19 protein-coding genes are annotated in these 21412 nt (G+C 71.3%); 14 read left to right on the top strand and 5 right to left on the bottom strand.

Translation table 11 applies throughout. From position 1 onward, the window contains the following. Positions 1 to 17 precede the first annotated feature (17 nt). From AB0259_RS07385 to cofE, 4 genes are all read right to left on the bottom strand, one after another. The gene (locus AB0259_RS07385; RefSeq protein ID WP_366222580.1) at positions 18 to 872 is read right to left on the bottom strand and encodes a hypothetical protein; all 855 of its coding nucleotides are present in this window, start codon (positions 870 to 872) and stop codon (positions 18 to 20) included. Then, positions 869 to 1543 (bottom strand): response regulator transcription factor, encoded by a 675-nt coding sequence (locus AB0259_RS07380; RefSeq protein ID WP_251578456.1) that lies wholly within the window; start codon positions 1541 to 1543, stop codon positions 869 to 871. The genes AB0259_RS07385 and AB0259_RS07380 overlap by 4 nt, the downstream gene beginning before the upstream one ends. After that, on the bottom strand, positions 1531 to 2802 hold the full coding sequence (locus AB0259_RS07375) for a histidine kinase (RefSeq protein ID WP_366222582.1): 1272 nt from the start codon (positions 2800 to 2802) through the stop codon (positions 1531 to 1533). The genes AB0259_RS07380 and AB0259_RS07375 overlap by 13 nt, the downstream gene beginning before the upstream one ends. Positions 2803 to 2866: 64 nt before the next feature. After that, positions 2867 to 3637, bottom strand: a complete 771-nt coding sequence (gene cofE / locus AB0259_RS07370; protein ID WP_366222584.1) for a coenzyme F420-0:L-glutamate ligase — start codon at positions 3635 to 3637, stop codon at positions 2867 to 2869. Positions 3638 to 3670: 33 nt separating this feature from the next. On the opposite strand from cofE, the gene cofD reads away from it, so the two are divergent. Further along, positions 3671 to 4648: a 2-phospho-L-lactate transferase gene (cofD, locus tag AB0259_RS07365; protein ID WP_366222586.1), complete on the top strand. Its 978-nt coding sequence runs from the start codon at positions 3671 to 3673 to the stop codon at positions 4646 to 4648. 10 nt (positions 4649 to 4658) lie between these two features. On the opposite strand, the gene AB0259_RS07360 is transcribed toward cofD, so the two are convergent. Further along, the gene (locus tag AB0259_RS07360; RefSeq protein ID WP_366222588.1) at positions 4659 to 6005 is read right to left on the bottom strand and encodes an aminotransferase class I/II-fold pyridoxal phosphate-dependent enzyme; all 1347 of its coding nucleotides are present in this window, start codon (positions 6003 to 6005) and stop codon (positions 4659 to 4661) included. A 114-nt stretch (positions 6006 to 6119) separates the two neighbouring features. Between AB0259_RS07360 and AB0259_RS07355 the strand changes: the two genes are divergently transcribed. From AB0259_RS07355 to cofC, 13 genes are all read left to right on the top strand, one after another. After that, positions 6120 to 6968 (top strand): nitrilase-related carbon-nitrogen hydrolase, encoded by an 849-nt coding sequence (locus AB0259_RS07355; RefSeq protein ID WP_366222589.1) that lies wholly within the window; start codon positions 6120 to 6122, stop codon positions 6966 to 6968. Between the two features lie 13 nt (positions 6969 to 6981). Beyond that, complete coding sequence (gene hydA / locus AB0259_RS07350) at positions 6982 to 8418, top strand: dihydropyrimidinase (protein ID WP_366222590.1); 1437 nt, start codon at positions 6982 to 6984, stop codon at positions 8416 to 8418. Positions 8419 to 8441: 23 nt separating this feature from the next. Then, the gene (locus tag AB0259_RS07345) at positions 8442 to 9458 is read left to right on the top strand and encodes a TIGR03842 family LLM class F420-dependent oxidoreductase (RefSeq protein ID WP_251578469.1); all 1017 of its coding nucleotides are present in this window, start codon (positions 8442 to 8444) and stop codon (positions 9456 to 9458) included. Next, a complete protein-coding gene (locus AB0259_RS07340; RefSeq protein WP_251578471.1) occupies positions 9455 to 10336 on the top strand; it encodes an ABC transporter permease subunit in 882 nt (293 codons plus the stop codon). The genes AB0259_RS07345 and AB0259_RS07340 overlap by 4 nt, the downstream gene beginning before the upstream one ends. Before the next feature lie 31 nt (positions 10337 to 10367). After that, entirely contained in the window at positions 10368 to 11162 is a 795-nt protein-coding gene (locus tag AB0259_RS07335) for an ABC transporter ATP-binding protein (RefSeq protein ID WP_251578473.1), read from the top strand. A 7-nt stretch (positions 11163 to 11169) separates the two neighbouring features. Beyond that, the gene (locus AB0259_RS07330; RefSeq protein ID WP_366222593.1) at positions 11170 to 11934 is read left to right on the top strand and encodes an ABC transporter permease subunit; all 765 of its coding nucleotides are present in this window, start codon (positions 11170 to 11172) and stop codon (positions 11932 to 11934) included. A 70-nt stretch (positions 11935 to 12004) separates the two neighbouring features. Next, positions 12005 to 13183, top strand: a complete 1179-nt coding sequence (locus AB0259_RS07325) for an ABC transporter substrate-binding protein (protein ID WP_251578477.1) — start codon at positions 12005 to 12007, stop codon at positions 13181 to 13183. A gap of 64 nt (positions 13184 to 13247) precedes the next feature. Next, complete coding sequence (locus AB0259_RS07320; RefSeq protein ID WP_366222594.1) at positions 13248 to 14552, top strand: aspartate aminotransferase family protein; 1305 nt, start codon at positions 13248 to 13250, stop codon at positions 14550 to 14552. Between the two features lie 22 nt (positions 14553 to 14574). Further along, positions 14575 to 16083 (top strand): CoA-acylating methylmalonate-semialdehyde dehydrogenase, encoded by a 1509-nt coding sequence (locus tag AB0259_RS07315; protein WP_366222595.1) that lies wholly within the window; start codon positions 14575 to 14577, stop codon positions 16081 to 16083. Between the two features lie 10 nt (positions 16084 to 16093). Further along, on the top strand, positions 16094 to 18343 hold the full coding sequence (cofG, locus tag AB0259_RS07310; protein WP_366222597.1) for a 7,8-didemethyl-8-hydroxy-5-deazariboflavin synthase CofG: 2250 nt from the start codon (positions 16094 to 16096) through the stop codon (positions 18341 to 18343). Continuing rightward, positions 18340 to 19809 (top strand): NAD(P)/FAD-dependent oxidoreductase, encoded by a 1470-nt coding sequence (locus tag AB0259_RS07305; RefSeq protein ID WP_366222598.1) that lies wholly within the window; start codon positions 18340 to 18342, stop codon positions 19807 to 19809. Before cofG ends, AB0259_RS07305 begins: the two co-directional genes overlap by 4 nt. Beyond that, complete coding sequence (gene fgd, locus AB0259_RS07300) at positions 19806 to 20816, top strand: glucose-6-phosphate dehydrogenase (coenzyme-F420) (protein ID WP_366222599.1); 1011 nt, start codon at positions 19806 to 19808, stop codon at positions 20814 to 20816. The genes AB0259_RS07305 and fgd overlap by 4 nt, the downstream gene beginning before the upstream one ends. Further along, positions 20813 to 21412, top strand: coding sequence for a 2-phospho-L-lactate guanylyltransferase (gene cofC, locus AB0259_RS07295; protein WP_366222600.1), 600 nt, complete (start codon positions 20813 to 20815; stop codon positions 21410 to 21412). Before fgd ends, cofC begins: the two co-directional genes overlap by 4 nt.

Raw genomic sequence — 21412 nt, 5'->3', positions numbered from 1 at the left:
TCGCGGCGCGTGAGAGGTCAGTCGGCGGGGCGGAGGGTGACGGAGCCGGCGGAGACCTGCACGTCGACGGTGCGGGCGGCACCGTCGGCGGTCTCGAGCTGGTTGTCGAACGAGCCCGCCGAGACCTCGGACGTCACGTCGTACGTGCCGCCGGGGAGGGTGCCGACGAGGGTGCCGGCGCTGACGTCCACCCGGACGCTGTCGAGCGAGGTCCCCGTCACGTCGGCGATGATCTGCCCGGCGCCGATGGTCATGCTCGCCTGCTGGGCGCCGTCGATACGGACGTCGGCCTCACCGGCGCTCACGTCGACGCGCAGGTCGTCGGCGCTGCCCGAGACATCCGCGTCGCCCGCTCCGACGTGCAGGTCGAGCCGGCCGTAGGTGCCGTCGGCGGTGAGCGAGCCCGCGGCGACGTCGAAGTCCGCCTCGAGCTTCTGCTCGGCCATCTCGGCGGGCAACGTCAGCGTGGCGCGGTTGTCGTTCCAGCTGAACCCGCCCTGGAGGGCCCACCAGGGGCGGTTGTTGGTGACGGCCAGGGTGTCGCCGCGGCGCTCGAGCCGCCAGTTGCCGTCGCCGCCGGCGACCTCGAGGATCGCCCCGTCGACATCGGCGTACTGGACGACGACGTGTCCCGCCGAGACGTCGAGCGACAGCGCCTCGACACCGCTGGTGTCCGCCGTCCCGCCGTCGCTGCCGCGCGACGCCGCGTACGCGATCGAGCCGATCCCCGACAGGAGGGCGCCGAGGAGCAGGAGCCCGCCGAGGCAGATCGCGATGATCGCGACGATCTGTGCCGACGGCCGCGTCTGCCGCGGCGGCTGCGGACCGGCCGGGGGCGCGGCGGTGGGCGGGGGAGTGAGGTCGATGCTCATCGGTTCGTTCCGTTCTGGTCGGGTCGGCCGTGTTCGAGATGGACGAGCGCCGCGAGCACCCGCCGGTTGCCGTGCTCGTCCTGTTCGAGGCCGAGCTTCTGGAAGAGGGAGGTGATGTACTTCTCGACGCTCGCCTCCGAGACGAACAGCGCACCCGCGATGGCCGCGTTGCTCTTGCCCTCGGCGATGAGCGCGAGCACCGAGCGTTCCCGGTCGGTGAGGCGCGACATCCGCTCGTCCCGCGCCCGGCGCGTCAGCAGCTGCGCGACGACCTCGGGGTCGAGGACCGTGGCGCCGGCGGCGATCCGGTCGATCGAGTCGAGGAAGTCCCGCACGTCGGCGACGCGGTCCTTGAGCAGGTACCCGAGGGCGGCGTTCTGCCCGGTGATGAGGTCGCTCGCGTACCGCTCCTCGACGTACTGGCTGAGCACCAGGACGGGCAGGGACGGATGCTGCGCCCGCAGCGCCAGCGCGGCCCGGATGCCCTCGTCGGTGAAGGTAGGGGGCAGCCGCACGTCGAGGATGCACAGCTCCGGCTCGGTCTCGGTGACCTGCTCGACGATGCCGTCGGCGTTCGGGAGCGCCGCGACGACGGAGTGGCCGGCGTCCTCGAGGACGCGCACCAGACCCTCGCGCAGCAGCGTCGAGTCCTCGCAGATCAGGATGCGCACGGGACCGTCACCTCCAGGGCCGTGGGACCGCCGGCCGGGCTGTCGAGCGTCGCGGTGCCGCCGGCGGCGAGCACCCGGTTCATGATCCCGTCGAGACCGCCGCCGGGGAGCACGCGGGCTCCGCCGATGCCGTTGTCCTCGACGCGCGCCCAGATGAGACGACCGTTCTGGGCGTCGCCGCGGCTGCGGACCACGACACGCACCTCGGTGGCGCGGGCGTGCTTCGCGGCGTTGGTGAGCGACTCGGCGATGACGAAGTAGACGGCGGCTTCCGCGGTTGCGCTGCAGCGCTCATCGAGGCGGACGTCGAGCACGACGGGGACGTGGGAGCGTGCCGCGAGGGCCGAGAGGGCGGCATCCAGTCCGCGGTCGTCGAGGACGGAGGCGTGGATACCGCGGGCCAGTTGGCGCAGCTCGGTGATGGCGGCCTTCGTCGAGGTGTGCGCCTCGTCGATGAGCGCTTTCGCGGCGACCGGGTCGGAGTCGATCTTCTGCTGCGCCATGCCGAGGGTCATCCCGACCGAGACGAGCCGGGGCTGGACGCCGTCGTGCAGATCGCGCTCGATGCGGGTGCGCTCGACCTCGCTGGCGCGGACCGCGCCCGCCCGCTGCGCGCCCGCCGTCCGCGCCTGCTCGGCGAGGATCGCCTCGCGCGAGGGCACGAGGATCGACCGCGTGAGGAGGTCGTCGAGGAGCGAGACGCCGAAGAGGACACCGAGGCTGACGAGGGCCGCGATGACACCGCCGGCGACGGCCCAGCCGTCCGAGACGGCGATCCCGGTGAGGGGCAGGGTGCCGTCCGACCGGCCCGACAGCGGTGAGAAGGCGAGACCGATCGAGGCGATCACCGCCCACGTCGCCCCGATGACGATCCATCCGAGCACGGTGGCGATCGCGAGGCTCCCGATGCCGCGCCACATCCCGCCGTCGATGAACTGGAGCCACAGGGTGCGCGTCAGTCCGCGGAACCCCGGCTCCCCGCTCGTGCGGATCCGCAGCTGCGGGATGCCGTGACGGTACAGGCCCTCGGCGCGCTCGTGCTCGAGCCACGACGCGGCCCACGCGAGGTAGAGCGCGGCGACGAGGAAGAGGACACCGACACCCAGGATGAGGATCGTCCCGATCCCCGTGCTGAACAGGGTGACGACGGTGGTGAGGATGCCGGTGCCCGCCACGGCGACCGCGGCGAGCTGTGCGAGCGCGCCGAGGCGCCGCATCGGGCGCAGCCGCCGAGGCGGCGCGGAGGTGTCGGATGTCATGTTCCCCACGCTAGGGGTGGGGTGCGCGGGGCACATCCGGGCCGACCGGAGACCTCCGTTCGGGTTATCCCCCGGACAACGTGGCGCCGTCGGAATAGCCGCGGGCGTACGCCTCGCGCGTCCCCTCGCCGAACAGGTCGCGCTCGGCCGGCCGGACGATCGAACGCGCCCCGGGGAGGTCGAGGTCCCCCACGAGGTCCCCACGGCCGCGGACGACGGCCACCGGCATCCCGCTCGACTTGCGCTTGACGAGGTCGGCGGCGCCGGCGAGCTCGTCGGCGACGCAGGGCAGCGTGACGGCGAGGGGCCGGCCCGAGGCATCCGTCGCCCCGCGCAGGTCCTCGATGACGACGACCCCCGCCGCGCCGATCGCGCAGTCGGTCTGGCCCTCGCGCCACGCGCGGCCGAGCGTGTCGGACACGATCACGCCGATGCGGGCGGCGGTCCGTTCGCGGATGCCGACGGCCAGGGCGCGCGCCGACGCATCGGGATCCTCGGGCAGCAGCAGGATCAGACCCTCGGGGGTGTTGCTCGCATCGACTCCTGCGGCCGCGGCGACGATGCCCAAGCGGCTCTCGACGATCCGGACCGTGCCCGCTTCGTTCTCGGCGACGACGCGCACGCTTTCCTCGGCGATCGCCGCATCGCGGTCCGCCGCCGGGCGGTAACGGCCCTCGGCCTTGGAGACGACCTTGCTGGTGACGACCAGGATGTCGCCGTCCCGGAGGGTTCCGGCCGAGGCCGCCACGATCTCCTCGATCAGGTCGGTGCCGGGGCCTATCTCGCCGATCCCGGTGAGCGGCCAGACGGTCAGCGGTGCGGGAGCGTCGGGCATCGGCCCAGGATACGGCGACCCTACGCTGGAACAGTGACCTCGACCCCCGCTCCCCGTGTCGTCCTGCTCGCCGGCGGCGTCGGCGGATCCACCTTCGCCACCGGCCTCCGCGACGAGCTGGCCGAGCGTGGCGGCGAGCTCACCGTCGTGTGCAACACCGGTGACGACCTCTGGTTGAACGGCCTGCGTCTGCAGCCCGACGTCGACTCGATGCTCTACGCGCTCGCCGGGGTGAAGGACCTCGCGCAGGGGTGGGGTCGCGCGGGAGACTCGCGCCGCGTGGCGGACGAGCTGGCCGCGTGGCGCGTCGGGTGGGAGTGGTTCCTGCTGGGCGATCTCGACCTCGGCGCGCACATCGCCCGCACGTCCTGGCTGCGCGAGGGGCTGAGCCCGACCGAGGCCGTCGCGCGGCTGCAGTCGCGGTGGGACCTCGGCGCGACCCTCCTGCCGATGACCGACACCGAGGTCGACACCCACGTGATCCTGGATGCCGAGGGGCACCGCCTGCACTTCCAGGAGTGGTGGACCCGTCACCGCGCCCGCCTCGAACCGGTCCGCTTCGAGAATCCCGGCATCGAGGCATCCGCTCCCGCGCCGGGCGTGCTCGAGGCGATCGCGGGGGCCGACGCGATCCTCGTCGCCCCGTCGAACCCCATCGTCTCGATCGGTCCGATCCTCGCCGTCCCGGGCCTGGCCGACGCGCTCCGGACGGCTGCCGCTCCGGTCGCGGGCGTCTCGCCGATCATCGGCGACGCCCCCGTTCGCGGCATGGCCGACGTGTGCCTGCGCGTCGCCGGCGTCCCCTGCACGGCCGCCGGGGTCGCGGCGCATTACGGTGCGCGCGGAGACGGTGGCGTGCTCGACGCGTGGCTCATCGCCGAGGAGGACGCGGAGGCTGCGGCATCCGTCGCCGCCCTGGGGATCGCGGCGCACGTCGAGCCCCTGTGGATGACGGATGCCGCGCGCACCCGCGCTCTCGCCGTCGCCGCGCTGCGCGCCGTCGGCCTCTGAGACGCGTTCGTCAGGCGAATGGAGCGGCCGAGGACGCGCCTGCCAACTCCTCCGCGACGAGGCGCACGTTGGCGGTGATGACACCGGCCGTCACGCGGACGTGCGGGGTCGCGGCTCGGTCGCCGGGCGCTGCATACGGAGCGCCCGCCGACACGGCGATTCCGGCAGCAGCCAGCCGGGTCCGCGCCGCCCGCTCGTCGACGACCGGCAGCCACAGGTTGATGCCGTCCGGGTCGCCCACGTCGACCCCGAGTTTGCGGAGCGCGGTCGCCATCCGGTCGAGGCGGTCGCGGTAGATCAGGCGTGCCGTGCGCACACGGGCGACCGATCCCGGATCGGTCAGCAGGCCGAGGAGGACGGTCTGCAGCAGTCGTGAGGTCCATCCGGGTCCCAGCATCCGCCGTGCCACGAGCCGGTCGACCACGCGCGCGGGGCCGCCGAGGGCGGCGATGCGCAGGTCGGGGCCGTGCGACTTCGAGAAGCTGCGGACGTGGACGACCTGGCCGGGGATCCACCGCGCCAGGGTGACGTCGGGTGCCGAGCAGATGAGGGCGGAGTGGTCGTCCTCCACGACGGTCACGCGACGCCCGTCAGGCGCGTTCATGATGAGTTGCGCCAGCACACGGGCGCGCTCCACGCTCATCGAGATCCCGGTCGGGTTCTGCGCCCGCGGCTGCAGGACGACCGCCGCGGGTCGGCGCGCGAGCGCCCGCGAGAGCGATGCCGGCGTCACGCCGTCGCGGTCCAGGGCGAGCGGGATCGGCTCGGCGCCGAGGGCTTCGAGCAGGTCGAAGAAGTAGGGGAACCCGGGGGACTCGATCGCGACGCGGTCGCCGAACCGCACGACCTGCTCGAGGGTGCGCGAGATGCCGTCGAGCGCCCCGTCGACGACCGTGAAGGTCTCGACACCGGGCGCCGGCCAGGTCTCGGCGATGTGCGCGTGCAGCTCGGGCAGCACGGGAAGGTCGTGATAGCGGCCCGTGTCGGCCCTCGGCGCGACGCGTGAGAACGCGCCCTCGAGAGCGGGCAGCATGGCCGGGTCCGGGGTGCCGTGCGAGAGGTCGAGCCGCACGGGCTGTGAGGATCCGGCCAGCCCTTGCACTCGAGGGCTCAGCCATTCCCGTGGCTCGTCGCGCACGAAGCTGCCTGCGCGGCCGCGCGAGACGATCGTGCCCGCGTCCGACAGCGCCCGCCACGCCGCGGCGACCGTCCCCGCGGAGACGCCGAGAGCCGCGGACAGCTCCCGCACCGTCGGCAGGCGCTCCCCCCGCTCGAGGGTGCCGTCGGCGACGAGCCGCGCGATCTCGCCCGCCATGCCGAGGGGGGTGCGGGACTGGAGCGACTCGGGGCGCAGCATCCGTCGTCCTCTCGTTCGGGAGGTGTCCGGAGGATTAACGACCGCGACACATCCGGAAACTGTCGAGAAATGTTCAAGCAGGACAGTAACAGAACCGAGGGAAGGAAGGCCGAGATGGCAACGGTGAGGGCGGCGATCACGCAGACGACCTGGACGGGCGACAAGGAGTCGATGCTCGACAAGCACGAGCAGTTCGCTCGCGAGGCCGCAGCGCAGGGCGCGCAGGTCATCTGCTTCCAGGAGCTGTTCTACGGTCCGTACTTCGGCATCACGCAGGAGAAGAAGTACTACCGCTACGCCGAACCGGTCGACGGCCCCATCGTGCAGCGCTTCGCCGCGCTCGCGAAGGAGCTGAGCATGGTCATGGTCCTGCCCATCTACGAAGAGGCGCAGACCGGTGTGTACTACAACACGGCCGTGGTGGTGGATGCCGACGGCACGATCCTCGGCTCGTACCGCAAACACCACATCCCGCACGTCGAGAAGTTCTGGGAGAAGTTCTACTTCCGTCCGGGGAACCTCGGCTACCCCGTCTTCGACACCGCGGTCGGCAAGGTCGGCGTCATCATCTGCTACGACCGGCACTTCCCCGAGGCGTGGCGCGAGCTGGGGCTGAACGGCGCGCATCTCGCCTTCAACCCGAACGCCACCAAGCCCGGCCTGTCGAACCGGCTGTGGGAGATCGAGCAGCCCGCCGCCGCCGTCGCGAACGGCTACTTCGTCCTCGCCCCCAACCGCGTCGGCCGCGAGGACAACGAGTACGGCGACGAGGCGGTCACCTTCTACGGCACCAGCCAGATCGTCGACCCGCGCGGCAACTACGTCGGCGAGCTCGGTTCCGGCACCGACGAGGAGATCCTCATCCGCGACCTCGACATGGACCTCGTCCGCGAGATGCGCGACGACTGGCAGTTCTACCGCGACCGCCGCCCCGACTCGTACGCCGAGATCGTCGCCCCGTAAGGAGAGCGGAACCATGCCCACCACGCTCATCACCGGCGGCACCGTCGTCTCGTCGACCGGCCGCGGCCCCGCCGACGTCCTCATCGACGGCGAGACGATCGTCGCCGTGCTGACGCCCGGCTCCACCCTGCTCGGGCACGACCTCGCGGCATCCGTCGACACGGTCATCGACGCGACGGGGAAGTACGTGATCCCCGGCGGCATCGACGCTCACACGCACATGCAGCTGCCCTTCGGCGGGACCAGCGCCTCCGACACCTTCGAGACCGGCACCCGCGCCGCAGCCTGGGGCGGGACGACCACGATCGTGGACTTCGCCGTGCAGCGCCAGGGCGAGCGGGTCGAGGACGGCCTTGCCGCCTGGCATGCGCTCGCCGCGGGGGAGTGCGCGGTGGACTACGGGTTCCACCAGATCATCGGCGGGGTGGACGAGCACTCGCTCGCCGCGCTCCCCACCCTGATCGATGAGGGCATCACGAGCTTCAAGATGTTCATGGCCTACCCCGGGGTCTTCTACGCCGACGACGCGCAGATCCTCAGGGCCATGCAGGTGTCGGCCGACACCGGGCTCCTCACGATGATGCACGCCGAGAACGGCCCCGTCATCGACGTCCTCGCCGAACAGCTCGTCCGCGCCGGCAACACCGACCCGTACTTCCACGGCAAGGCACGCGTCTGGCAGGCGGAGGAGGAGGCGACCCACCGCGCGATCATGCTCTCGAACATCACCGGGGCGCCGCTCTACGTCGTGCACGTGAGCGCGAAGCAGGCCGTCGAGCAGCTCGCCTGGGCGCGCGACAGGGGCCAGAACGTCTTCGGCGAGACCTGCCCGCAGTACCTCTACCTCTCGCTCGAGGAGCACCTGGGCGCCAGGAGCGAGCAGTGGGGGTCGTTCGAGGGTGCCAAGTACGTGTGCTCGACGCCGCTTCGCTCCCGAGCCGAGGGCCACCAGGACCACATGTGGCAGGCGCTTCGCACCAACGACCTCCAGATGGTGTCCACCGACCACTGCCCGTTCTGCATGAAGGACCAGAAGGAGCTCGGCAAGGGCGACTTCCGGGCGATCCCGAACGGCATCGGGTCGGTCGAGCACCGCATCGACCTCATGTACCAGGGGGTCGTCACGGGCGAGATCACCCTCGAGCGCTGGGTCGAGCTCACGAGCACGACGCCGGCGCGCATGTTCGGCATGTACGGCAAGAAAGGCGTCATCGCCCCGGGTGCCGACGGAGACGTCGTCATCTACGACCCGAACGGTCACACCTCGATCGGGTACGAGAAGACCCATCACATGAACATGGACCACTCCGCGTGGGAGGGCTTCGAGATCGACGGGCACGTCGACACCGTTCTCTCGCGGGGCAAGGTCATCGTCGACGACGGCGCCTACCTCGGACGCAAGGGCGACGGTCGCTTCGTCAAGCGCGGCCTCAGCCAGTACCTCATCTGACCCGAACCCACGAAAGAGGACCCATGGACTTCGGCGTCGTCCTGCAGACGAATCCGCCCGCCTCGCGGACCGTACAGTTGTCGCAGCTGGCCGAGGCGCACGGGTTCAGCCATGTCTGGACCTTCGACTCGCACCTCCTGTGGGAGGAGCCGTACGTCGTGCACTCCGCGATCCTCAACGCCACGAAGCGGATCACCGTGGGACCGTTCGTGACGAACCCGGCCACCCGCGACTGGACCGTCACGGCATCCGTCTTCGCGACGCTCAACGAGATGTACGGCAACCGCACGATCTGCGGCATCGGCCGCGGCGACTCGGCGGTGCGCGTGACCAACGGCAAGCCGGTGACGATGCGGGAGCTGCGCGAGTCGATCCACGTCATCCGAGAACTCGCCAACTCGCGACCCGTCGAGTACAAGGGTGCGACGCTCCAGTTCCCCTGGAGCCGGGGCTCGGAGCTCGACGTCTGGGTCGCCGCCTACGGCCCCATGGCTCTGAAGCTCACCGGGGAGGTGGGCGACGGGTTCATCCTGCAGCTGGCGGACGTCGACATCGCCGCCTGGATGATCAAGGTGGTGCGGGATGCCGCCGAAGCCGCCGGGCGCGACCCCGATTCGATCGCATTCTGCGTCGCCGCCCCCATGTACATCGGCGACGATTGGGAGCACATGCGCGACCAGTGCCGGTGGTTCGGCGGGATGGTCGGCAACCACGTCGCCGACATCGTGTCGAAGTACGGCACCGAAGGCGATGTGCCGCAGGCGCTCACGGACTACATCGCGGGCCGGACCGGGTACGACTACAACAGTCACGGCAAGAGCGACAACGACCATGTCGACTTCGTCCCCGACGAGATCGTCGATCGGTTCTGCCTGCTCGGTACGGCCGAGGATCACATCGCGAAGCTCGAACAGCTCAAGGCGCTCGGGGTGACGCAGTTCGCCGGCTACCTGCAGCACGACAACAAAGAGGAGACCATGCGGGTCTACGGCGAGACCGTGATGCCCGCCCTCTCCGACCACATCACGGCCAAGTCATGACCCGACGCACGGCAGCCGCGTGGGGGTGGGGCGTCGTCGGCGTCCTGGCCCTCGTCGCGCTGTGGGAGGCGTATAAATGGCTCGGCCCCGCCGACGGTCTCGTCCTCGGCGGTGAGGATGGGGTGCGGGTCCTGCCGCGCACCCACGACCGTGCGATGCCCCACGTCGCCGACATGATCGCGCGGCTGTTCGATCCGACCAGCGGAGCCGCCACCCCGCCGCTGTGGGCGACCGTCGCGAGCGCCGGCCTGCTCACCCTCGGCATCGCGCTCGTCGGCTGGGTGATCGGTGTCGTCGTCGGGGTCGCTTTCGCCCTCCTCATGCAGCGCTGGCGCATCGTCGAACGGGGCCTCCTGCCCTGGATCGTGGTCTCGCAGACCGTGCCGCTCATCGCCTTCGCGCCGCTCGTGGCCCGTATCGGATCGCAGATCGACCGCGCCGGCGTGCCCTGGCCGGAGTGGCTGTCGGTGGCCGTCATCGCGTCCTACCTCGCCTTCTTCCCGGTCTCGATCGGTGCGCTGAAGGGGCTGTCGTCGCCCGACGCGATCCACCTCGACCTCATGCGCAGTTACGCCGCGGGTTACGGTCAGACCCTCCGCCGGCTGCGGTTCCCCGCCGCGGTGCCGTACCTGATCCCCGCCGCCCGCCTCGCCGCGGCGAACGCCGTCGTCGGCGCGATCGTCGCCGAGGTCTCGATCGGTATGCGCGGCGGCCTCGGACGGATGCTGCTGCAGGCGGCGCAGTCCGCCTCCGCCGACCCCGCCCTGCCGTGGGGGCCGATCTTCGGCGCCGTCCTGCTCGGCCTCGTCGTCGCCGGCGTCGTGGCCCTGCTCGGCGCCGGCCTGAGCCGGTACCGCCGCGGAGAGGCATCCGCATGATCCCCCGCCCTCACCCGAGAGGAACGTCCGCATGAGCGAGATCGCCGTCCGCGCCACCGGTGTCGGCCGCACCTTCGGAGGCCGCCGCACGACCGAGGTCCACGCCCTGACCGGGGTCGACCTCGAGATCGCCGCGGGCGAGTTCGTGTCGCTCATCGGTCCGTCCGGATGCGGCAAGTCGACCCTCATGCGACTGATCGCCGACCTCGACCAGCCCACCGCGGGGTCGCTCGAGGTCTTCGGGAAGACCCCCAAGAAGGCGCGCCTCGATCAGGACTACGGCATCGCCTTCCAGCAGGCAGGACTGCTGCCCTGGCGGACCGTGCTCGAGAACATCGTGCTGCCCCTCGAGCTGCACGGCGTCGGCGGGGCCGAGCGACGGGCCCGGGCGGCCGAACTCGCCGAGCTCGTCGGCCTCACCGACTTCGGACGGAGGTACCCCGATGAACTGTCGGGCGGGATGCAGCAGCGCGTCGCCATCGCTCGCGCCCTCGCCGCCCGGCCGAAGCTCCTCCTGATGGACGAGCCCTTCGGGGCGCTCGACGAGATGACCCGCGAACGGATGCAGACCGAGCTCACCCGCATCACCGGCGAGACCGGCGCAGCCGTCGTCTTCGTCACCCACTCGATCCCCGAGGCCGTCTACCTCTCCGATCGTGTCGTCGTCATGTCACCGCGACCGGGACGCATCACCGACCTCGTCGAGGTCCCGTTCGGGCACGATCGCCCCGATCTGCTCCGTGAGTCGCCGGAGTTCTTCGAGAAGGTCACCGAGGTGCGCGAAGCGCTCCACGGCGCCCCCGTCGCCCGAGCGAACGAACGGTGAGCGCGCCGTGACCACGACCGAGCGGATCTCCCGCATCGCCGCGCCGGTGGCCACCGGCATCCTGCTCCTTCTGCTGTGGCAGGTGCTGTCGGGTGTCAAGATCGGCCGGCTGGCGCTCATCCCCGCCCCGGCCGACGTCGCCGAGACAGCTGGGCGGATCGGCGACGTCGTCGTCGAGGACGCGCTCGTGACCGGAGGGAACACGCTCGTGGGTCTCGTCGCCGGCACGGTCCTCGGCGTCGCACTCGCGGCGCTCGCAGCGTGGCTGCGCCCCGTGGACGGGATGGTCGCGCCGCTCGTCGCCGCCATCGCGGTCGTCCCCATCGTCGCCCTGACGCCGCTGCTCAACACGATGTTCGGCGCGTCGGCGCAGACGGGGCGGCAGATGGTCGCCGGCGTCGCCGCGTTCGTCCCGGTCTTCGTGAACGTGTTGCGCGGTCTGCGTCAGTCGCGACCCGTCCAGCGCGACCTCTTCCTCGCCTACGCCGCGACCCCCGGGCAGCTCTTCCGTGGGCTGACCCTGCCGGTCGCCCTCCCATACCTCGTCACCGGCATCCGCATCGCCAGCTCGGTCGCTGTCATCTCCGCGCTCGTCGCGGAGTACTTCGGCGGGCCCACCGACGGCCTCGGCACGGCGATCGCGAGCTACGCCAAGACCGGCAACGCCGCCGTCGCGTGGACCTACGTCGGTGCCGCGATCGCCGTCGGTCTCGTCTTCTTCCTCGTCACGGTGCTCATCGAACGCGTCGTGACCAGGCGGAGGCCGGCCTGACACCCGTCGGACCGGTCCGCTCCACCCACCCATCGCACCACCCGCACCATCCGAACCCGAAAGGAACACCATGCGTCACAGCACCCGACGCCGGTCGGCGGTCGTCACGACCCTGACCGCCGGCGCACTCGCCCTGTCCGCGTGCGCGGGCACCACGAGCACCACCCCCACCGCCGGCGGTGAGGACACGGACTTCACGCCGATCACGGACATCAAGCTGCAGCTGCAGTGGCTTCCGCAGGCCCAGTTCGCCGGCTACTACGTCGCTCAGGAGATGGGCTACTTCGAGGAGGAGGGATTCGACAACGTCGAGATCGTGCCCTCGGGCGGAGACATCGTCCCGCAGGACGCCCTGGCCGCCGGCGATGTCGACTTCGCCGTCGCCTGGGTGCCCAAGGTGCTCGGGACGATCGAGTCCACGGGCGTCGAACTCACCGACATCGCTCAGGTCTTCCAGCGTTCGGGCACGACGCAGGTCTCGTGGAAGGGCGACGGCATCACCGACGTCGCCGGCTTCGAGGGCAAGCGCATCGGCTCCTGGGGCTTCGGAAACGAGTGGGAGATCTTCGCCGCGATGGCAGCGGACGACCTCGACGCGTCGACCGTGTCGATCACGACGCAGGACTTCTCGATGAACGCCCTGCTCGACGGCGACGTGGATGCCGCGCAGGCGATGACCTACAACGAGCTCGCCCAGGTGCTCGAGGTCGTGAACCCCGACACCGGAGAGCTGTACACGCTCGACGACCTCGACGTCATCTACTACGAGGACACCGAGGGAGCCATGCTGCAGGACGCCATCTGGGCCGACACCCAGCGCCTCGACGAGGACCCGGCGTACGCCGATGCCGCGGTGCGCTTCCTGAAGGCGGTCGCCAAGGGGTGGCTCTACGCCCGTGACAACGTCGAGGACTCCGCCTCGCTCGTCTGGGACGTCGCCTCGAACGCCGAAGCGGCCTTCCCCGTCGGGCCGGTCCACCAGCTGTGGCAGCTCAACGAGGTCAACAAGCTGATCTGGACCGACGCGCCTTTCGGCACCGTCGAGCAGGACAAGTGGGATCAGACGGTCGACGGCGCCCTCGCCGCGGTGAACCAGGACGGCATGAACCTGATCACGCAGGAACCGCCCGCATCCGCATTCTCGAACGAGTACATCGAGAAGGCGATCGCCGAGCTGGAGGACGAGGGCGTCAGCCTCGACGGGGAGTACACGCCTATCGACGTGACCCTCACCGAGGGCGGACAGTAAGAGCACCACCCCGGCGGTCCCGGGGCGCGAGCCCCGGGACCGCCCCCGACAGAGAGCACCTCAGATGACCTCCGACGACCTCGACCTCCGCACCCGCGAACTCGACCGCGCCCACGTCTTCCACTCGTGGTCGGCGCAGGCGCTCATCGACCCGTTCCCGCTGGCCGGCGGTTCGGGGTCGACCGTCTGGGATCACGCCGGCCACCGGATGCTGGATTTCTCGAGTCAGCTCGTGAACGTCAACATCGGCCACCAGCATCCGGCCGTCGTCGACGCCATCAAGGCGCAGGCGGACCTGCTCACGACCGTCGCGCCGTCGACCGCGAACCTCGCGCGCGGCGAGGCGGCGAAGCGGATCGTCGATCTGGCTCCCGACGGATTCTCGAAGGTGTTCTTCACGAACGGCGGCGCGGATGCGAATGAGAACGCCATCCGGATGGCGCGGCTGCACACGGGGCGGGACAAGGTGTTGTCGCGGTACCGGAGCTATCACGGCAACACGGGTGCGGCGATCGTCGCGACGGGGGATTGGCGTCGGATCCCGAACGAGTACGCCCGCGGCCACGTGCACTTCTTCGGCCCGTATCTGTACCGGTCGGAGTTCTGGGCGTCGACGCCCGAGGAGGAATGCGAGCGTGCGCTGCACCACCTGCGCCGGGTGATCGAGGCGGAGGGTCCGTCCTCGATCGCGGCGATCCTGCTGGAGTCGGTGCCGGGGACGGCAGGCATCATGGTGCCGCCGGCGGGGTATCTCGCGGGGGTGCGCCGATTGGCGGACGAGTTCGGGATCGTGTTGATCCTGGATGAGGTGATGAGCGGGTTCGGTCGCACGGGTCGATGGTTCGCGTTCGAGGGGCACGATGTGGTCCCGGACCTGATCACCTTCGCGAAGGGCGTGAACTCCGGGTACATCCCGATCGGCGGGGTGATCATCTCGGACGAGATCGCGGCGGCGTTCGACGAGCGGGTGTTCCCCGGCGGCCTCACCTACTCGGGGCATCCTCTCGCGGCGGCGTCGGTGGTCGCGGCGTTGGATGCGATGCGGGACGAGGGGATCGTGGACAACGCCCGCCGGATCGGGGAGACCGTCCTCGGGCCGGGGCTGCACGCCCTCGGACAGAAGCATCCGATCATCGGCGAGGTCCGCGGGGAGGGCGTGTTCTGGGCTCTCGAACTGGTCGCCGACGCCGTCACGCGGGAGCCGGTCGCGCCGGCGGTGATCGGGGCGTTGAAGAAGGACCTCATGGCCCGCGGCCTGCTGCCCTTCACCGCTGACAACCGCATCCACGTCGTCCCGCCCTGTGTCGTCACCGACGACGAGGTGCGCCGCGCCCTCGACATCTACGACGCCGCGTTCGCCGCGCTCTGACCCACCCTTCCCCGGAGGAACCATGACCGAACAGACTTCTGCGACCGTGCTCGAGCACTGGGTCGACGGCGCTGCCTGGAGCGGCGACTCGGGCCGCACCGGCCCGATCCACAACCCCGCCACCGGCCGCGTCAGCGGTCAGGTGCGCCTGGCGAGCACGGCGGACGTCGGTGTCGCCGTCGAGCGCGCCGCCGCAGCGCTCCCCGCCTGGCGCGATGCCAGCATCGCGAAGCGTCAGGGTGTCATGTTCTCCTTCCGTCAGATCCTCAACGAGCGCAAGGAGGAACTCGCCGCGATCCTCACCGCCGAGCACGGCAAGGTCCTCTCCGACGCGCTCGGCGAGATCGCCCGGGGCCTCGAGGTCGTCGAGTTCGCGTGCGGATCCGGTCACCTCCTGAAGGGCGAGTACTCCGAGAACGTGTCGACCGGGGTCGACGTCTACACGCTGAAGCAGCCGGTCGGGGTTGTCGGCGTCATCAGTCCGTTCAACTTCCCCGCGATGGTGCCGCTCTGGTTCCTCCCCATCGCGCTCGTGGCGGGCAACACCGTCGTGCTCAAGCCGAGCGAGAAGGACCCCAGCGCATCGGACTGGATCGCCCGCGCGTTCGTCGAGGCGGGTCTGCCGGCCGGCGTCCTCAACGTCGTCCACGGCGACAAGGAGGCCGTCGATGCGATCCTCGACCACCCCACGATCGGCGCGGTCTCGTTCGTCGGCTCGACCCCCATCGCGCGGTACATCTACGAGCGCGCGAGTGCACAGGGCAAGCGCGTGCAGGCCCTGGGCGGGGCCAAGAACCACATGCTGGTGCTCCCGGATGCCGACCTCGACCTCGCCGCCGACGCGGCCGTCAACGCGGGCTTCGGCTCGGCGGGGGAGCGGTGCATGGCGATCTCCGTGCTGCTGGCGACCGAGGCGATCGCCGACAGGCTCGTCGCGAAGATCGCCGAGCGCGTCGCGACCCTCCGCACCGGCGACGGCACGCGCGGCTGCGACATGGGCCCGCTGATCACCCGCGAGCACCGCGACAAGGTCGCCGGCTACCTCGCGATCGCCGAGACCGACGGCGCCGACATCGTCGTCGACGGTCGCGACGTGGTCCCGGATGCCGACGGCGACGGCTTCTGGCTCGGTCCCACCCTCATCGACAAGGTGCCGACCTCGTCCGCCGTCTACACCGACGAGATCTTCGGGCCGGTCCTCTCGGTCGTCCGTGTCAGCGGATACGAGGAGGGAGTCGGTCTCATCGAGGCGAGCCCCTATGGCAACGGCACCGCGATCTTCACGAACGACGGGGGAGCAGCCCGCCGATTCCAGCGCGAGGTGAGCGTCGGCATGGTCGGCGTCAACGTCCCGATCCCGGTGCCGGTCGCCTACCACTCGTTCGGCGGCTGGAAGGCGTCGCTGTTCGGCGACGCGAAGGCGTACGGACCGCAGGGGTTCGCGTTCTTCACCCGCGAGAAGGCGGTGACCTCGCGCTGGCTGGACCCGTCGCACGGCGGCCTCAACCTGGGCTTCCCGCAGCACGACTGAGAGGCTCGCCATGCCCCAGCTCGACGACACCCTCACCGACCCGGTCGAGGCCGAGCGCCTGCTCGCCGCGACCGGGCGGGAGCTCGACGCCCTCCTGACCCGAGCGGCGGCGATGCGCGACGCCGGCCTCGCCGCGGCGGGCCGTCCCGGCGTCGTGACGTACTCGCGCAAGGTGTTCCTGCCGCTCACGACGCTCTGCCGCGATCGGTGTCACTACTGCGCCTTCGTCGACACCCCGGCGCAGCTGCTCCGCAAGAAGGCGCCCGCTTACCTCGACGACGCTCAGATCCTCCGCATCGCCCGGGCGGGGGCCGCGCAGGGCTGCAAGGAGGCGCTGCTCACCCTCGGCGACCGCCCCGAGGACCGCTGGCCTGAGGCTCGCGCGTGGCTCGACGCGCACGGCTTCGCCTCGACGATCGACTACGTCGCCCACGCGGCACGCCTCGTGACGGCAGAGACCGGCCTCCTCGCCCATGCGAACCCGGGGGTCATGTCGGCCGACGAGCTCGCGGCGCTCCGCCCGGTCTCGCCGTCGATGGGGATGATGCTCGAGACCACCTCGCGTGCCCTCTTCGAGACACCGGGCGCCGCGCACTTCGGTTCGCCTGACAAGGACCCCGAGCTCCGCCTCGCCGTGATCGAGGACGCCGGGCGCGCCCGCATCCCGTTCACGACCGGCATCCTCGTCGGCATCGGCGAGACCCGTGCCGATCGTGCGGCTTCCCTGTTCGCGCTCCGCGACTCCCACGCGCGGCACGGTCACGTGCAGGAGGTCATCGTCCAGAACTTCCGCGCGAAGCCGAGCACGGCCATGCAGGGGAAGCCGGATGCGGGCCGCGACGCGTACCTCGCGGCCATCGCCGTCGCCCGACTCGTCCTCGGACCCGACATGCGCATCCAGGCGCCGCCGAACCTCTCCGACCCGGGCGAGCTCGCCTCGCTCCTCGCCGCGGGGATCGACGACTGGGGCGGTGTCTCGCCCCTGACCGCCGACCACGTCAACCCGGAGCGACCGTGGCCGCACGTCGACGACCTCGCCGCCCACACGGCGGCGGCGGGCTTCGAGCTCGTCGAGCGATTGACCGCCCACCCCGAGTACCTGCGGTCACGCGAGGGATGGATCGATCCCGCCCTCCACGCCGCCGTCGCACAGCTCGCCGACCCGTCGACGGGTCTGGCCCGCCAGGCGGGAGTCGTTCCCTCCCGTCGTCGTCGCGGCACGGTGCTCCTCGAGACCGCGGCATCCACCCCCCGCGAGCTGGATGCCGCCGACTGGGAGCACCTGCTCACGGCGACCGGCGACGACCTGGAACGTCTTGTGCGCACCGCCGACGACGTCCGGCGGACGACGATCGGCGACACCGTCAGTCTCGTCGTCAACCGCAACCTCGCCTCGTCCGGCCTCCACCGTCTGCCGGTCGGACCGGGCGCGTTCGATCTCGCCGACGCCGGGGCGATCGCGTGGGATGCCGCGTCGCTCGGCGCGACGGAGCTCTGCATCCAGGGTCGCCTCGATCACACCGAGGACCCCGCGCTCTACGTCGACCTCGTGCGCGCCGTGCGTGCGGCTGCGCCGTCGCTGCACCTGCACGCGTTCCGACCGCAGGACGTCGCCGACCTGGCGGACCGGACGACCATCGGGGTCCGACATGCCGTCGCGGCACTTCGCGACGCCGGCGTGGGCACGATGCCGGGCACCGGTGTGAAAGTCCTCGACGACGACATCCGACGTCGTATCGCCCCCGGGGACCTCGAGGTCGACCGGTGGCTCGAGATCGTCCGCACCGAGCACACGCTGGGCATGCGCACGAGTTCGGTCCTCTTCTACGGACACGTCGAGTCGGCCGCGGATCGGGTCGCGCATCTGCTGACCCTCCGCGGTCTGCAGGACGAGAGCGGTGGGTTCACGGAGTTCGTCCCCATTCCGCTCCCCGGCGGGGGAGCACGCGTCGCCGACCGGTCGGAGCTGGACGAGCACCGCGCGATGGTCGCCGTCGCGCGATTGCTGCTGAACGACGGCATCCGCCACATCCAGATCCCCTGGACCCGTCATAGCCGTGCCGTCACCGCAGAGCTGCTGCGCAGCGGCGGCGACGACCTCGGCGGCACCCTCCTCGACGGGCGCGTACGCCCCGACGCCGGGGTCGAACAGGGACTCGAACTGCCCTTCGCCGACGCATCGCGGCTGGCGGGTTCGCTGCGTCGCCGACTGCGCGAGCGCACGACCGTCTACGGCACACCGGACGAGGCGGCCGCATGAGCGGTCACGCCGAGGTCGTCGTCGTCGGTGCGGGCTTCGCCGGTGTCCTGGCGGCGATCGAGCTGCGCGAGGCCGGGCACGAGGTCGTCGTGGTGGAGCGGGCCGACCGGGTCGGGGGGACCTGGCGCGAGAACGTCTACCCGGGTGTCGCGTGCGACGTGCCCTCGCACCTCTACAGCCTGGAGCGACACCCGAACCCCGCATGGTCGGCCGAGTTCGCCCCGGGCGCGGAGATCGCCGCCTACCTCGACGCCGTCGTCGACCGCGAGGATCTGCGCGGCGCGATCCGTTTCGGGACGGAGATGACGGATGCCGCCTGGGACCCGGTCTCCCAGCGGTGGCGCCTCGCATTCTCGGGCGGCGGACCCGACACGGCCGACGCGCTGGTCCTCGGCTGCGGGCGGTTGTCGCAGCCGCGCATCCCGGATGTCCCCGGGCTCTCGTCGTTCCCGGGTCCGGTCGGTCATACAGCACGATGGGATGAGACCGAGCCGGTCGCCGGTTCCCGCATCGCCGTCGTCGGCACAGGATCCAGTGCCGCTCAGCTCGTCCCCGAGCTCGTCCGGTCCGGCGCTGAGGTCGTCCTCTTCCAGAGGTCGCCGGCGTGGGTGCTCCCGCGCGGCGATCGCCCGTACGACGCGCGTGACGCCGAGCGGTTCGCGGTGCCCGGCGCGGTCGCCCGCGAGAGAGCGAGGCTGGCGGCGGGCGACGACGAGCGATTCGCGGCGCGGTCTGGGCGAGGGACGGCATCCGCTCGGGCACGGCGGGCGGCGCTCGCGCACCTGGCGGCGGGGGTGCCCGATCGCGCCCTCCGTCGTGCGCTGACTCCGGCGTACGCCTTCGGCTGCAAGCGCGTCGTGCTCTCGGACACGTTCTACCCGACCGTCGCGGGGGATGCCGTGACGCTCGAGGCCTCTGCGCTCGCGTCCGTCGCCGGGCGCCGACTCGTCGGAACCTCCGGTGGGGTCCACGACGGGATCGATCGGATCGTCCTCGCCACCGGGTTCGAGACGACCCGCCAGCCGTACGCCGACATCGTGCGCGGCGAGGGCGGACTGACCCTCGCGGATCACTGGAAGGACGGCATGAGCGCCGTCGCCTCGACCCTCGTCGCCGGCTTCCCCAATCTCTTCGTCATGAACGGCCCTCATTCCGCTCTCCCGCACGCCTCCTCGCTGCTCGTCCTCGAGCAGCAGGCTGTGTTCATCCGCCGGATGATCGGCGGCGGCGTCGTCGTCCGGGTCGACGCGGATGCCGAGGCGCGCGCGAGCGCCGATGTCGCCGCACGCGCGGCCGGCACGGCGTGGCTCGCCGGCTGCGGGAGCTGGTACCTCGACGACCGATCCGGCGGGCTCGGTGTCCTGTGGCCCGGCACGGTGGCCGAGATGGCGGCCGCGATGGCGGATGTCGAACGCAGCGCAGTGTCACGGATCGAGCGATCCGTGCTGACAGGAGGATCCCGATGAGCGTCCCGATCCGATTCGGATACAAGGCATCGGCGGAGCAGTTCGGCCCGCAGGAGCTCCTCGACTACGCGGTGGCCGCCGAGGACGCCGGCTTCGACAGCGTCTTCATCTCCGACCACTTCCAGCCGTGGATGCACGACGGCGGTCACGCTCCGGCCGCCCTGCCCTGGCTGGGTGCGCTCGGCGCCCGCACCTCCCGCATCCTGATGGGCACCTCCGTCCTCACCCCGACGTTCCGCTACCACCCCGCCGTCGTGGCGCAGTCGATCGCCACCCTCGCGGTGCTGAACCCCGGACGCATCGTCCTCGGCGTCGGCACCGGTGAGGCACTCAACGAGGTGACGCTGGGCCTCGACTGGCCGGAACCCCCGGAGCGTTTCCAGCGGCTCAAGGAGTCGATCGCGCTCATGCGCGAGCTGTGGGAACACGAGCGGGTCACGTTCGACGGAACGTTCTGGAAGGTCGAGGACGCCACCGTCTACGACCGCCCCGACCGGCCGGTCCCGGTCTACGTCGGCGCCGCCGGCCCCGCCGCGGCGCGGCTGGCCGGGCGCATCGCGGAGGGGTTCATCACGACGAGCGGAAAGGACCGCGCCCTCTACACCGACACCCTGCTGCCCGCCGTCGCCGACGGGGTCGCCAAGGGGGAGCGGGATGCCGAGGAGGTCGACCGCATGATCGAGGTCAAGGTGTCGTACCACCCGGACCTCGAGAAGGCGCGCGAGCGCACCCGCTTCTGGGCTCCGCTCGCGCTCGCGGCCGAGGAGAAGATGGGCATCCACGATCCGCGCGAGATGCAGCGGAGAGCGGCGGCGCTGCCGATCGAGCGCGCGGCGTCCCGCTTCATCGTGTCCGACGATCCCGACGAGCACGTCGAGCGGATCGCGGAGTACGTCGAGATGGGCTTCCGGCACCTCGTCTTCCATGACCCGGGGGCGGACCAGTCGGCGTTCCTTCAGCGGTACGCCGACGACATCCTGCCGCGATTGCGCAGGAGGCTCGCGTGAGGGAGCGTGGCTGGGCCGTGATGATCCCGGTCAAACCGGCCGTCGACGCGAAGTCGAGGCTCGGCGACGACGTGCCGCGCGGTGACATCGCCCGCGCACTGGCGCTGGACACGGTCGACGTCGCGACGCGCACCCCGGGGGTGGCTCGTGTACTGGTCGTCACAGCCGATGCGGCGCTCGCCGATCTGCTGCCCGGCGGCGTCGAACTGATCCGCGAACGTACGGCGATGGGCATTGACGCAGCCCTCGCCGCCGCATCCGCTCGGGTCGGTCTGCGCCGCCACCGAGCGTCGCTGCCCGCCGATCTCGCCGCCCTCGCCCCCGGAGAGCTGGCGGCGGCGCTGGCGATGGCCGCGATGGTGCCGCGCGCGGTCATCCCGGATGCCGTCGGTGACGGCTCGACCCTCGTCACCGCGCGCGCAGGCACGGCATGGGCATCGGCGTACGGTCCCGATTCGTTCTCGCGCCACGTCGCGCTCGGCTGTCGGCCGTTGCCGGTGCGCGCGACCTCGGGACTGCGGTGGGACCTCGACACGCCGGACGATCTGGCGCGACTCCTGCCGCGAGCGGGGGAGCGGTTGCGGGGCGTAGCGTGA

It is taken from the genome of Microbacterium sp. NPDC080005 (assembly GCF_040702445.1).
GTDB classification, from domain to species: domain Bacteria; phylum Actinomycetota; class Actinomycetes; order Actinomycetales; family Microbacteriaceae; genus Microbacterium; species Microbacterium oleivorans_D.
This window is presented reverse-complemented; position numbering and strand designations above follow the sequence as displayed.

Bases quoted from the DNA above. Each gene is read 5' to 3' on its own strand.
- AB0259_RS07385 (WP_366222580.1), bottom strand. From the start codon at position 872: ATGAGCATCGACCTCACTCCCCCGCCCACCGCCGCGCCCCCGGCCGGT.
- AB0259_RS07375 (WP_366222582.1), bottom strand. From the start codon at position 2,802: ATGACATCCGACACCTCCGCGCCGCCTCGGCGGCTGCGCCCGATGCGG.
- cofE (WP_366222584.1), bottom strand. From the start codon at position 3,637: ATGCCCGACGCTCCCGCACCGCTGACCGTCTGGCCGCTCACCGGGATC.
- AB0259_RS07360 (WP_366222588.1), bottom strand. From the start codon at position 6,005: ATGCTGCGCCCCGAGTCGCTCCAGTCCCGCACCCCCCTCGGCATGGCG.
- AB0259_RS07355 (WP_366222589.1), top strand. From the start codon at position 6,120: ATGGCAACGGTGAGGGCGGCGATCACGCAGACGACCTGGACGGGCGAC.
- hydA (WP_366222590.1), top strand. From the start codon at position 6,982: ATGCCCACCACGCTCATCACCGGCGGCACCGTCGTCTCGTCGACCGGC.
- AB0259_RS07345 (WP_251578469.1), top strand. From the start codon at position 8,442: ATGGACTTCGGCGTCGTCCTGCAGACGAATCCGCCCGCCTCGCGGACC.
- AB0259_RS07340 (WP_251578471.1), top strand. From the start codon at position 9,455: ATGACCCGACGCACGGCAGCCGCGTGGGGGTGGGGCGTCGTCGGCGTC.
- AB0259_RS07335 (WP_251578473.1), top strand. From the start codon at position 10,368: ATGAGCGAGATCGCCGTCCGCGCCACCGGTGTCGGCCGCACCTTCGGA.
- AB0259_RS07325 (WP_251578477.1), top strand. From the start codon at position 12,005: ATGCGTCACAGCACCCGACGCCGGTCGGCGGTCGTCACGACCCTGACC.
- AB0259_RS07320 (WP_366222594.1), top strand. From the start codon at position 13,248: ATGACCTCCGACGACCTCGACCTCCGCACCCGCGAACTCGACCGCGCC.
- AB0259_RS07315 (WP_366222595.1), top strand. From the start codon at position 14,575: ATGACCGAACAGACTTCTGCGACCGTGCTCGAGCACTGGGTCGACGGC.
- cofG (WP_366222597.1), top strand. From the start codon at position 16,094: ATGCCCCAGCTCGACGACACCCTCACCGACCCGGTCGAGGCCGAGCGC.
- AB0259_RS07305 (WP_366222598.1), top strand. From the start codon at position 18,340: ATGAGCGGTCACGCCGAGGTCGTCGTCGTCGGTGCGGGCTTCGCCGGT.
- fgd (WP_366222599.1), top strand. From the start codon at position 19,806: ATGAGCGTCCCGATCCGATTCGGATACAAGGCATCGGCGGAGCAGTTC.